General features: G+C 41.6%; 13 protein-coding genes and 1 pseudogene. 11 read left to right on the forward strand and 3 right to left on the reverse strand.

Annotated features, from left to right (window positions below):
* From H6G05_RS26060 to H6G05_RS20670, 3 genes and pseudogenes are all read left to right on the forward strand, one after another.
* Nucleotides 1-156 (forward strand): annotated as a pseudogene (locus H6G05_RS26060) (IS110 family transposase); the annotation flags it as partial.
* 140 nt (nucleotides 157-296) lie between these two features.
* Nucleotides 297-1,499, forward strand: a complete 1,203-nt coding sequence (gene devC, locus H6G05_RS20665; protein WP_190581022.1) for an ABC transporter permease DevC — start codon at nucleotides 297-299, stop codon at nucleotides 1,497-1,499.
* Between the two features lie 52 nt (nucleotides 1,500-1,551).
* Entirely contained in the window at nucleotides 1,552-2,229 is a 678-nt protein-coding gene (locus H6G05_RS20670) for a DevA family ABC transporter ATP-binding protein (protein ID WP_190581024.1), read from the forward strand.
* A 379-nt stretch (nucleotides 2,230-2,608) separates the two neighbouring features.
* Here the strand turns inward: H6G05_RS20670 and H6G05_RS20675 are convergent, their stop codons facing one another.
* The 3 genes from H6G05_RS20675 to crtH form a co-directional block, all read right to left on the reverse strand.
* On the reverse strand, nucleotides 2,609-3,157 hold the full coding sequence (locus H6G05_RS20675) for a hypothetical protein (protein WP_190581026.1): 549 nt from the start codon (nucleotides 3,155-3,157) through the stop codon (nucleotides 2,609-2,611).
* Nucleotides 3,158-3,363: 206 nt separating this feature from the next.
* Nucleotides 3,364-3,594, reverse strand: coding sequence for a DUF433 domain-containing protein (locus H6G05_RS20680; protein ID WP_055077691.1), 231 nt, complete (start codon nucleotides 3,592-3,594; stop codon nucleotides 3,364-3,366).
* A 60-nt stretch (nucleotides 3,595-3,654) separates the two neighbouring features.
* Nucleotides 3,655-5,169: a carotenoid isomerase gene (gene crtH, locus H6G05_RS20685; RefSeq protein ID WP_190581028.1), complete on the reverse strand. Its 1,515-nt coding sequence runs from the start codon at nucleotides 5,167-5,169 to the stop codon at nucleotides 3,655-3,657.
* 294 nt (nucleotides 5,170-5,463) lie between these two features.
* Here crtH and H6G05_RS20690 point away from each other — a divergent pair, with 294 nt between their 5' ends.
* The 8 genes from H6G05_RS20690 to H6G05_RS20725 all read left to right on the forward strand — a co-directional run bounded on the left by H6G05_RS20690 (nucleotide 5,464) and on the right by H6G05_RS20725 (nucleotide 11,419).
* A complete protein-coding gene (locus H6G05_RS20690; RefSeq protein WP_190581030.1) occupies nucleotides 5,464-6,096 on the forward strand; it encodes a DUF1294 domain-containing protein in 633 nt (210 codons plus the stop codon).
* Nucleotides 6,097-6,226: 130 nt separating this feature from the next.
* Complete coding sequence (locus H6G05_RS20695; protein WP_190581032.1) at nucleotides 6,227-6,559, forward strand: type II toxin-antitoxin system PrlF family antitoxin; 333 nt, start codon at nucleotides 6,227-6,229, stop codon at nucleotides 6,557-6,559.
* Between the two features lie 2 nt (nucleotides 6,560-6,561).
* Nucleotides 6,562-7,053 (forward strand): type II toxin-antitoxin system YhaV family toxin, encoded by a 492-nt coding sequence (locus H6G05_RS20700; RefSeq protein ID WP_190581034.1) that lies wholly within the window; start codon nucleotides 6,562-6,564, stop codon nucleotides 7,051-7,053.
* A gap of 101 nt (nucleotides 7,054-7,154) precedes the next feature.
* Complete coding sequence (locus tag H6G05_RS20705; protein ID WP_190581036.1) at nucleotides 7,155-8,120, forward strand: acetyl-CoA carboxylase carboxyltransferase subunit alpha; 966 nt, start codon at nucleotides 7,155-7,157, stop codon at nucleotides 8,118-8,120.
* 393 nt (nucleotides 8,121-8,513) lie between these two features.
* The gene (locus H6G05_RS20710) at nucleotides 8,514-9,647 is read left to right on the forward strand and encodes a cache domain-containing protein (protein WP_190581038.1); all 1,134 of its coding nucleotides are present in this window, start codon (nucleotides 8,514-8,516) and stop codon (nucleotides 9,645-9,647) included.
* Nucleotides 9,648-9,668: 21 nt separating this feature from the next.
* Entirely contained in the window at nucleotides 9,669-10,775 is a 1,107-nt protein-coding gene (locus H6G05_RS20715; protein WP_190581040.1) for a ligand-gated ion channel, read from the forward strand.
* A 111-nt stretch (nucleotides 10,776-10,886) separates the two neighbouring features.
* Nucleotides 10,887-11,105 (forward strand): ribbon-helix-helix domain-containing protein, encoded by a 219-nt coding sequence (locus H6G05_RS20720; RefSeq protein WP_190581042.1) that lies wholly within the window; start codon nucleotides 10,887-10,889, stop codon nucleotides 11,103-11,105.
* Complete coding sequence (locus H6G05_RS20725) at nucleotides 11,063-11,419, forward strand: type II toxin-antitoxin system PemK/MazF family toxin (protein WP_190581043.1); 357 nt, start codon at nucleotides 11,063-11,065, stop codon at nucleotides 11,417-11,419. The genes H6G05_RS20720 and H6G05_RS20725 overlap by 43 nt, the downstream gene beginning before the upstream one ends.
* Nucleotides 11,420-11,518 lie beyond the last annotated feature (99 nt).

Consider the following 11,518-nt stretch of genomic DNA (forward strand, 5'->3'; position numbering starts at 1 on the left):
TCCCCTATTGCCGCTTTCTGCGATCGCCTTACGGCTAAGGGTAAGTCCAAAATGTCTGTCATTGGGGCGGTCATGCACAAGCTATTGCGACAGGTCTTTGGCGTTCTCAAGTCTCAGCGTTCTTTCGATCCTAATTTTGTTCAAATTCCCTCTTGACTTTTTAGTACTCAAGACAGTATCTACAGAAACCTTTGTTTTTTTTGTAGGGGCAATCCCCCCGTGGTTGCCCTGCTTCGCTACTAGCAAGATATTCATCATCTGAGTTCCACGCAACATCAGTTAAAACCTAGAAAATTATGACCCAAATTATAGACAAGAGCATAGATGTCAAAGCAAAATCCAAAAAGAAGAAACCACTTTTTCTTTCTTGGTTGCAATTGCGGAAAGAGCGCGTGCGTTTACTCGTAGCGATCGCAGGAATTAGTTTTGCGGATGTGCTGATGTTTTTACAAATGGGATTTCGCGGCGCATTATTTAGCAGTGCCGTAGAACTCCATCACAGCATCAATGGCGAAATTGTCATTTTGAGCAGTCGCTACCGATCGCTAATTTCCCTCGATCGCTTTACAGATCGCCGCCTTTACCAAGCCGCAGGCTTATCGGGAGTGCAGTCAGTGAGTCCGATTTATCTCAACTTCATTCAATGGCGCAATCCCTATAACAGAGAAATTTGGGATATTTATGCTATTGGCATTAATCCCGAACATCAGGTTTTAAATATCAAAGGAGTTGCCGAGAATCGCCAAAAACTGCGCGAACCCGATACATTGCTCTTTAATTCTGGATCGCGGAATGAATTTGGGGCGATCGCCAAAAACTTTCAAACAGGCGAATCCATCGTTACGGAAATTGACGAACGCCAATTTCAAGTGCGTGGACTATTTCAACTCAGCCCCACCTTCGGCATTAATGCCCATCTCGTCACTAGCGATATTAACTTTTTACGCATGGTGCGATCGCGCCAAGGCGGACTAATCGATATTGGCGTAGTCAAGATCAAGCCCGATGCCGATGTCAATAAAGTCCTAGCAGAATTGCGATCGCTCCTTCCCAACGATGTCAAAGTCATGACGAAACAAGATTTCGCTAAAGCCGAAGTAGCCTTTTGGAATGCAAGTACGCCTGTGGGCTATACCTTTGATCTCGGTGTCGTAATCGCCTTTATCGTCGGAGCCGTGATCGTTTATCAAATTCTCTATAGCGATGTCACCGACCATTTACCCGAATACGCCACCCTCAAAGCGATGGGATTCCGCGATCGCTATTTATTAATAGTCGTCTTCCAAGAATCCCTCATCCTCGCTGTCCTAGGCTTTATTCCCGCTACAGCGATGGCATGGGGTATTTATGAAATCACCCATATCGCCACTCTCTTACCAATGGCAATGGATGCAGGACGCATTACGTTTGTATTCGTCCTAACCGCCATTATGTGTTCCGTTTCCGCCGCCGTAGCTGTAAGAAAAATTCAAACAGCCGATCCTGCGGACATTTTTTGATTCGTAATTCGTAATTGATAATTCGTAATTGATAATTCGTAATTCCAAAACAATGTCCTCGCAATTTGCTATTTCCGTAACGCAACTAAATCACTACTACGGTCAGGATGTTCTCCGTAAGCAGGTTTTGTTTGATATAAATCTGCAAATCGATCGCGGGGAGATTGTGATTATGACGGGACCTTCGGGTTCGGGGAAAACGACTTTGCTCACGCTCATGGGCGGTTTGCGATCGCCTCAAGAAGGTAGTCTTAAGATTCTCGAACAGGAATTACTTAATTCTATTCCTGACCAAATGACGCTGATTCGTCGCAATATTGGCTATATTTTCCAAGCCCATAATCTCTTGAACTTCCTCACGGTTTATCAAAATGTGGAAATGGCACTAGAACTCCATGATGTGACAGAGGAAGAAGCAGATCGACGGATTCGAGATGTTTTAGATTCTGTGGGTTTATCTCATCGATTGGATTACTATCCTAGTGATCTGTCGGGAGGACAAAAACAAAGAGTAGCGATCGCCCGTGCTTTGGTGGGACAACCAAAAATAATTCTTGCTGATGAGCCTACAGCGGCTTTGGATAAAAAATCGGGGCGCGATGTAGTGGAGATTATGGAGAAATTAGCCAAACAGCAAGGCTGTACGATTCTCCTTGTGACTCACGATAATCGCATCCTTGATCTCGCCGATCGCATTATTTATATGGAAGATGGATGCTTGGTGATATGAAATCAGGAAATTTTTAAAAATAGCTTCTATTAAGAGGTTCCTAGCAATGGTAGTACTTTTTTCTTGAGTAAATCTACTAGTTCTGGTTCCATATACTCATACTCATCAGGAATATCTAGACAAAATTAGATCTTACTTTAAGCCAATCAAGATCGCCTTAATTATCCATCAGCTAAAGATTTTACTGTAGGCGATCACCTTGGTAGTCTGAGTCGTAAAATTGGTGCGATCGCTGATGTTGTTTATTTTGTCACAGGCGGCTATGCAGTTAATCTCACCCAAATTGCAGAAAGATTGCCGTAAAAAACAATATTTCTTCAATTTTTATTAACTTTCAATCTATCCATCAAACTCCGAAATGCTATACGTAAACATTTCTTCATAATGCCACTCTATTGAAAATATTTATCTCACTAGTTGTAGCTACGATTAATGATTGTCCAGTATTAGAAAATCCATAAGCCATAATACATAATTCTTCGGCAACTTTAGTTATGGTATTTGGGTAACTAGAAGGATTATCATAGATAGATGAATCTGGGGGAATTAAAATAATCATTTGTTCTGGCCATCTTAGGGTAATTGATTCAAGTCTCCATCCGTCTTCGGTACTAACAGGCAATCCACCTCCAAATAGACCAGACATTCTTATAATTTTATTACTCAAAGTACCAATACCTTCAGCTTCCAGACATACTTCGTTTTTATAGTATTCATTATAATCTCTGGCTGTTTTCGTTCCTGTAATGCAATCGAGAACACCTCGCCCTTGAGAAGATACGACTAGAAGGCTATCAGAGTTTCTATCAAAACCAACTGAACGTAAACCACCTATAGCCACTGATGCCACAAACTTCCACGGAAAGGGTGGGGTGGAAATACTCAATAGTAACAACTTTTGCTTAAGAGGTTCTAAATGTTCATACATAAATGTGGGTTAATTTCGCTACTAAAGACAAGTCACAAATTTTACTCTAAGTTAAATATGATCGCCTCAACGATATACGTTTTAAAAGATTTGCTTTAGGTGATTGCTAGTACTATGAATCGTGAATTCTAGACGATCACACTAACAACCTATCTGCTAAAGGTTTGTTGAATGCGATCTAGATTCTATCCAAAGCAAAAATAATTTCATGCGGATATTGGCACTGTCATAAACCGACGTTCGCGGTCAGCCGCGTATGCAATACAAGCTTTAAAATCTTCTCGTGTTAGGTCGGGGAAATCTTCGAGTATTTCTGCCTCAGTCATATCAGATGCTAGGTACTCAAGCACCTCATAAACTGTAATTCGCAAACCACGCACACATGGTTTACCACTGCGCTTATTTGGTTCAATCGTGATGTAATTTCGGTAATTCATAATATTCTTGATTTCACCTATAAAGATTGAGGAGCTTGGCATCTTGCCCAATGAAAATCATTAGACTAGTCCCAAAGAAGAAGCAACCAAATGACCGCAAGCAAATCCAGAAAATGCTACAGCATTTAAACCTTGACCTGGGAAAGTACTATCACCCACACAATATAAATCGGGAATAGAAGTCCGATTAAAAGGCATTCCCAAAAGTCCTAAAGGCTTACCCGCAGGGATTGGTCCATAGGTTCCATCGGCACGACCGAGGAAACGGCGATGGCTTCGGGGTGTACCGACTTCTTGATAGTCCATACACTCTTCTAGTTTCGGGAAAATCGCTAACAGGCGATCGCATAATTTTCTAGCAGCTTCATTTTTCTTGTCTTCATATTCCGAAGCAGATAAACCTTCCCACTCACTCATCCAACTAGGTGTAAAGGTATGCACAATGTGATGACCATTTGGTGCAAGGGAGCGATCGAGTAATGTAGGAATTGAGACAAAAATTGTGCCTTGTTCCTTTTGCATATCATTCCAATCTTCGAGCAAGATATGGTGACAAGCTGCATCATCAGGAATAGCAGAAGCTTCCACGCCGAGATGTAAACTCAAGAAACTAGGGGACTTTTGATAGCGTGATTGCCATCCTTTTTCTCCACTGGGCAAAGGTTCATCCTTGAGCAAGTTCCCAAAGGTATCCCAGCGTGTGGCATTAGAAACGACTTTCTTAGCATAGAGAATTTCACCATTCGCTAGCTTCACACCGATCGCACCTTTACCAGACTTTGCTTTAGGAATAATCTGGGTCACTCTTGCCCCATAGCGAATTTCACCACCCGCTTTGTCCAACCCTTCCGCTAATTTTTCGGCAATCTTACCCACACCACCAACGGGGTAGTTAATTCCTCCATAATGGCGATCGCTAAAGACCATCCCTGCATTAATTGCAGGCGTGCGATCGGCAGGAACCACCGACCAGCAATAGCATTCCATATCGATGAATTGCAACAACTCAGGATCGCGAATATATTTCTTAGCAATATCCCCTGCATTTTGCGGTAAGTAAGCAGCTAACCCCAAGCAAGCAAAAGGATTCTGGAAAAATACCCGCATCAAGTAGCGCCATTCTTCGAGGGACAGCAACTCGATCGCATTTAAGCAATTAAAAATCTTCCAACATTCATCGTAAAACTTACGAATCCCCTCACGCTCATGGGGAAAGCGATCGGCTAATTCTTTAATAAACTGTTCATAATCACGATGTACTTCGATTTCGAGATTGTTTGGCAAATGGTAATGGATCTGCACAGGGTCGGGAATTGTCTCCATTTTCATATTCACCGCTGCTAGCGCACGGGTGAGGAGATTTGTCGTACCGCGATCGCCAAAGCCAAAGATCATCGATGCGCCCACATCAAAGCGGTAGCCATTGCGCTCAAAATAGCCGCCACTCCCCCCCGCAATCAAGTAGCGCTCTAGGACAATTACGCTTGCCCCCTTCGCCGCCAATTGCGTCGCGGTGACTAAGCCACCAATCCCTGAGCCAATTACAATTACATCCGCATCGAGTGTTAGCGCCATCACATTTCTTAATCAAAACCTTTATTTAACTATACAGTTTTAGAACCTATTGCGTTCTTCCTATTGTTAGGAATGAAAATTAATTAAAACCAAAATTTGTAGTGGCGGGCTTCGCCCGCCACTACAAATTTTGGTTTTAATTGCACAAGTTAATTAATTTTCATTCCTTAGCAAGTTTTTTCTGAAAATATCAGTCTAGTGAAGTATGGGTTTGTTTCCCTGCTTTCGGCAGGGAAACAAACCTTTGTACCTATATGGTAAATTGTAATCTTTAGATAACTATGGTATTGCTGAATGAAATCTGGCTTGCGGAATGGGCAGCTTATAAAATGGAAAGATGATCAGGGATTTGGTTTTATTCAGTCTGTAGATGGAAGTCAAGATATTTTTCTACATATCTCTGAAATTAAAGATTCAAATCGTCGCCCACAGATAGGAGACACAATTTATTACTATGTTGCCGCTAAAAATGGCAAAGTTTGTGCGAGTAATGCTTTCATTTTAGGAGCAAAAAACAAGGGGAAACCATCAGTAACCAACCAAAAATCTGTTTTCCCATTCATAAGGATGTTGCTAATATCAATTTTACCGTTGGTTGGCTCTATTCACTTCGCATGGAGAACAGCCCCCATACTGCCGCTAGTGAACTTAATCCCTCTTATTCTTTACGTTGGAATAAATCCGATCACATTTGTTTTGTATGCAGATGACAAGTATCGGGCAGAAAATAGAAAATGGAGAACATCAGAAGCAACACTACATTTATTTGAGCTAATCGGTGGATGGTTAGGAGGATTTATAGCCCAACATCAACTGCATCATAAAAACCGCAAAAAATCGTATCAAGTTGTGTTTTGGGCAATTGTGATAATTCACCAAATTGGCTGGTTAATTTGGTTGCTTTTTCATAAGGCAATAATCCGTTAGTTGCAGAAAGGCTCTTAACAGTACATTGGAGCCAATAGATGTTCAGATTGTCTATTTTTTAAGCGTTGACAAGACAATGCAACTGCATTACTTTTGAGAAGGCATTATATCGACAGATTTAAAAATTGCTATGACTGTCACCCTAGCCCCATGTTCAGAATCTACCCTTACCGATCGCTATCAGACCACCATTCCTGATCCGATTCGTAAAGCGTTGGGATTAAATAAAAGGGATAAAATCTGTTACACGATTGAGTCGGATGGTCGGGTTGTAATTTCGCGTGCTGACCAAACCGATAGCGATCCCATCATTGGACAATTTCTGAATTTTCTTGCTCAAGATATCGAAAAAAATCCTCAACATGTAAAAGTTTTAAGCACCGCTCTAGTAAGTCGTGTTCAGGCTTTAGTGGCTGATATAGAGATAGATCTGGATGCGCCCCTTACGGATGAGGATGAATAGATTTGTCTACCAATCAGCCGTTAGTAATCAATGGATGGAACATATTTGCCCATTCTCTTTTTCTAGATCAGTTGGAATCACTGTTACAACAAGTCGAAGGATTACTACAGAAATATCCCAATGATTACCATCAGAAAAATGCTACAAAGCGTTTAGCGGCGATCGCTAAATTAGCATTTGATGTCATTCCTCAAGATCCCACCCGTAGCGAATATCGCCAAGGTGCGACGCTTGGCAGCGAGTATAAGCATTGGTTTCGAGCAAAATTTTTTCAGCAGTACCGATTATTTTTTCGATATCATCTGGAGAGCAAAATTATTATTTTTGCTTGGGTAAATGATGAGGGTTCTAAGCGATCCTATGAAAGCAATACAGATGCCTATCGAGTTTTTAAAAAGATGCTCGAAAATGGTCACCCTCCAGATGATTGGAATGATCTACTCACAGAAGCAAAAGGTGAAACTAAGCGTCTAGTAAACGCTGTCAATCGATAAGATATGAAAGCTTTCTAATTTGATATGGGTTTTACAAACGCTACTAACTAGCCCTTTGTCTGCTAATCTGAGAATTGGTATCTACTATACAAAATTGCATCATGGCCGATCGCCAAATCCTGCTTGACTTTGAAAAGCCCATCGTTGAACTAGAAAACCGTATCGCCCAAATCCGCGAACTCGCGAATGACAACGATGTGGATATGGTTGGTCAGATCCAGCTTTTAGAGCAGCGTGCCGAGCTTTTACGGCGAGAGATTTTTTCGGGATTAGGTGCGATGCAACGGATGCAGATCGCAAGGCATCCCCGTCGCCCTAGCACCCTTGACTATGTGCAAGCCATTACCGATGAGTGGATGGAGCTACATGGCGATCGCAGAGGCAATGATGACCCAGCATTAGTAGGTGGTATCGCTAGAATCAATGATCGCCCTGTGGTAATTTTGGGGCATCAAAAGGGGCGAGACACTAAGGACAACATGACCCGTAACTTTGGCATGGCTTCCCCAGGGGGGTATCGCAAGGCGGCGCGATTGATGGATCATGCAAATCGCTTTAAATTGCCAATTATTACCTTGATTGATACCCCTGGGGCATATCCTGGAGTGTCGGCGGAAGAGCAGGGACAAGGCGAGGCGATCGCCGCAAATTTACGACAAATGTTTGGTCTAGGTGTACCAATTATCTGCACAGTGATTGGTGAAGGCGGATCGGGTGGAGCCTTGGGGATTGGCATTGGCGATCACATCATGATGTTTGAAAACTCGGTCTATACGGTGGCGACTCCTGAGGCTTGTGCAGCAATTTTGTGGCGCGACTCGGCAAAGGCTGGCAAGGCGGCGGAAGCGTTAAAAATCACGGCTCCTGACTTGAAGCGTTTGGGCATTGTCGATTATGTGATTGATGAGCCTTTGGGTGGGGCGCACCGTCTGCCACTACAGGCGGCGGAAAATCTCAAAGCTGCCCTAGTCGAAAATCTCGATCGCTTAAGTAAATTGCCTGTGGAAGATTTACAAGAGCTACGTTATCAAAAGTTCCGCAAGATGGGCGTATTTCTGGAATCTTGAAACTTGACTTGAAATACTAAGCCTCAAATGATTTTTAGCCCTATACCCATGCAGACAAATGTACCGACACTTGTTTGCATGAGTATTAGCTGAGCTTAGTATCATCCCAAAGTTCAAAATAGTTATACTAAAACACAAAATGGCTACGCCATTTTGTGTTTTTAAAACTCTTACTGGGTTTGGTTTTCAATTCACAAAAGTGTTGCCACACTTTCGTGAATTGGTATTACTTACTTTCGAGAATTGATGTCAGCAATTCTCATTATAGAGATTGCTTTTTTATAATGAGAATTGCTGAATTGACATTTAGCAAGAGAATATAACAGCTAAGGTTACGTGGAAATTAGCTGTTATAATTGCGGAAATTATTTTGAAATTTTCTCGGGTGGGTTCATGCAGTTAAGGATTAAAGTTCCATTACTGATTACTTTAGTTGCTTTGATTACATCGCTGTCATTGTCATTATTCTTTTATGCCACTGCTTTACAATCAATTGAGAATAATCAAAAAGCAGAACTAAACACAACGGTTACTTTAATTCAAAAATATACTGAGGAGCACACAAAAAAAGCTTTGTCTAGGGCAGAAATGGTTGCATCACTTCCTTCAGTGCAACAGGCTTTTCGGGCAAGAGATCGTGATCAATTAGCTCAGATACTTCTACCCGCTTTTGTGATTCAACGCGATCGCTATGATGTTCGTGAAGCCCATTTCCACTTAGCACCAGCAACATCATTTTTGCGTTTATTTTACCTCAAAAAATATGGCGAAGATATGAGTAGTTTTCGCGAAACAGTCTTAATCACCAATCAAAAACAGGAACCGCAAAGTGGGGTTGAAATAAGTCGGCATGGATTAAATATTCGTGGGGTTGTACCAATAGCTGATGCTCAAGGGGCGATTGGTAGTTTTGAGGTCGGCATGAGTTTTAACGGTGTTTTAGATGCGGTCAAACAAGTAACTGGTTTTGAATTGGGAGTATTTATTGACAACGATCTAATGACGAAAGTCGCGACTGGACTTCCTGCACCCGAAAGCGATCGCGTGATTGGGGGCTTACGCAATGAAAGTTCTACTAACTGGAGTGTGGTGCGATCGCTCGTTTCCCCTGATTTGTTGCGGAAGGTCAACGATACGACTTTAAAATTGCAAAAAATTGATGGTTTTGACTATGGTATTGCTCTAGTACAACTACTAGACTTTAAAGGCAAGAAAATAGGTGTAGTTGTTGCTGGAAAAAGCTTTGAAGGCTTAACCAGACAGGCTAATGCTGTTCTCATTAATGCTATGGTCATTTCATTATTTGCTGTAATCATTTTAGGTGGAACAGCGACGATTTTATTTAATGGATTATTGATGCGACCGATGATTGCTGTTGGTAATTGCATCACGAGTATGGCGATCGATGATGTTGCTAAACCTATAGATGATCTTGCCTCTCGTCGGGATGAAGTTGGGAAAATTGCTAGAAGTTTGGAACTAATCCAACAAAGATTAATTGGATTAAAACAAGACATTAATGGATAGAGCAAGAATAGCTAAAAATCAATGATTAATCTCCGTCGTTTTCTATTTACGCTAGGGCTTTGCTTACTATTGATTGTAGGGATAGGAGCCGCAAGTGGCTATTCTCAAGAATCTGCTCCCATTGTTGCTGTGAAGCCAAATGTCACTGTGCCGAATAATGCTTTTCCAAGCAATGTCCCAAAGCCGATTAAGGTCGAGGTTGCTTTAGTGATTAACAACATCTCAAAAATAACTGATGCTGCGGGTACGTTCTCCGCAGATATTGATCTACGTTTACGTTGGCAGAATCCTAATCAAGCTTTTGATCCCAAAAACACGGGTGTTACTGAACAGAGTTTCATTGCCGAAGAGGCGATCGCTAAGCTCGCTAATATCTGGAATCCCCAAATCGCGATCGCTAATTTGGCGGAAAAGCCACTAAAATCTGAATCAGAATTATATTTAAACGCTAATGGTTCTGTCGTATATCTTCAGCGATTAACTGCTACGTTTGAAGCTAAGTATAAGTTGGCGGATTTCCCTTTTGATCAACAGGTTTTACCAATTCGCCTGATATCTAGGTACAACAGTAATAAAGTTGTTTTTTGGCAGACTCAGGATGACATTGATTTTTCTGGTATACCGCAGGAAATTCAATTATCAGGTTGGCATACTGGTGATGTTAACTTCTTATTCTCTAACTTTAAGGGTTTAGATGGAGAATCCCATCCTCAATTAGTAGCCCAAACTATGGTAAAACGGATTCCGACTAGTCATATTCCAGGAGTATTTATCCCTCTGTCTTTAGTGTTGCTCGTACCAACCATCATCGCTCTATGGAGTAATGCTGACTTGGACAAACGAATTTCCGCTTGGTCAGGCAGCATTTTGACGATGGTGGCGCTCAGTTTCACTATATCGATCCGATATCCAGCATTAAGTATCGACAATGTATTTTTTCAAGTTCTTTGGTTGGGATTTGCCTTCCAGTTTTTAGGTTTATCCATCAACTTTACGATCATGAATCCAGCAATGGAAAGATTTTTTGGTGGCAAATATGTGGTTGCGGAAATAACAAATTTTTTGCGATGGAGTCTGCCATTGGCGCTATTAATTTTAGTCTCACGGGTAATTTTGCTGGCATTATAGATTTAGGCTGATCGCTCTTTTTAATCCGATCGCACTAAGCATCTCTCCAAAAGGCGATCGCTTTTTGTTTTGTGCTACCATCAGTAGTATTGTGAGTAGTACAAAATAGTTATGAAAGTATCTATTTCTCTTCCAGATGAGTTAGTCCATTACGTTGATGATCGCGTAGAAAATCGTAGTCGGCTCATTGAGGGGTTACTGCAAGCATGGCGGAAGCAGCAGGAAAAGCAGGCGATGGTTGAGGCTTGTTTGTTGTTGGATGAATTGACAAATGATGAGGATGCAGCATGGCAGCAAGCGGCGATTATCGATTGGGAAGTATCTGGTTAGTTAGTTTCGATCCTTCGATTGGTACAGAAATTCGCAAAACGCGTCCTGCGGTGATTATCTCTGGTACTGCTTTTAATCAGCGTAGTAAGGTAACTGTGTTACCGATTACTTCTGCTAATCCTAGCGATCGCTTACTTCCAGTAATTGTGCCTTTGGTTCCTTCTATTACAAATGGACTTAGCAGTAATAGTTTTGTGGTCTGTGTCGATCCGATGACTTTTGATAAACGAAGATTGATTCAATGTCTTGGTCAAGTAGATCCGAATCAATTGGAAGAGATACAACAGATTTTGGTTAGGTATTTAGAACTTTAACTAGAAACGATATTTCAAGGGGCGATCGCATCAAATAATCTCTGCTAATCTTTGCAAAAGGACATCGCTCTGATTTGGATACAAAAATGCTAGAATCAT

The sequence above is a fragment of the Phormidium tenue FACHB-1050 genome, from assembly GCF_014696925.1.
Lineage (GTDB): Bacteria > Cyanobacteriota > Cyanobacteriia > Pseudanabaenales > Pseudanabaenaceae > Pseudanabaena.

What these genes read in the sequence shown, in the direction of transcription:
- H6G05_RS20720 (WP_190581042.1), top strand. Translation starts at nt 10,887, where the DNA reads ATGAAAGTATCTATTTCTCTTCCAGATGAGTTAGTCCATTACGTTGAT.
- H6G05_RS20675 (WP_190581026.1), bottom strand. Translation starts at nt 3,157, where the DNA reads ATGTATGAACATTTAGAACCTCTTAAGCAAAAGTTGTTACTATTGAGT.
- devC (WP_190581022.1), top strand. Translation starts at nt 297, where the DNA reads ATGACCCAAATTATAGACAAGAGCATAGATGTCAAAGCAAAATCCAAA.
- H6G05_RS20710 (WP_190581038.1), top strand. Translation starts at nt 8,514, where the DNA reads ATGCAGTTAAGGATTAAAGTTCCATTACTGATTACTTTAGTTGCTTTG.
- H6G05_RS20695 (WP_190581032.1), top strand. Translation starts at nt 6,227, where the DNA reads ATGACTGTCACCCTAGCCCCATGTTCAGAATCTACCCTTACCGATCGC.
- crtH (WP_190581028.1), bottom strand. Translation starts at nt 5,169, where the DNA reads ATGGCGCTAACACTCGATGCGGATGTAATTGTAATTGGCTCAGGGATT.
- H6G05_RS20705 (WP_190581036.1), top strand. Translation starts at nt 7,155, where the DNA reads ATGGCCGATCGCCAAATCCTGCTTGACTTTGAAAAGCCCATCGTTGAA.
- H6G05_RS20725 (WP_190581043.1), top strand. Translation starts at nt 11,063, where the DNA reads ATGGCAGCAAGCGGCGATTATCGATTGGGAAGTATCTGGTTAGTTAGT.
- H6G05_RS20680 (WP_055077691.1), bottom strand. Translation starts at nt 3,594, where the DNA reads ATGAATTACCGAAATTACATCACGATTGAACCAAATAAGCGCAGTGGT.
- H6G05_RS20690 (WP_190581030.1), top strand. Translation starts at nt 5,464, where the DNA reads ATGAAATCTGGCTTGCGGAATGGGCAGCTTATAAAATGGAAAGATGAT.
- H6G05_RS20670 (WP_190581024.1), top strand. Translation starts at nt 1,552, where the DNA reads ATGTCCTCGCAATTTGCTATTTCCGTAACGCAACTAAATCACTACTAC.
- H6G05_RS20715 (WP_190581040.1), top strand. Translation starts at nt 9,669, where the DNA reads ATGATTAATCTCCGTCGTTTTCTATTTACGCTAGGGCTTTGCTTACTA.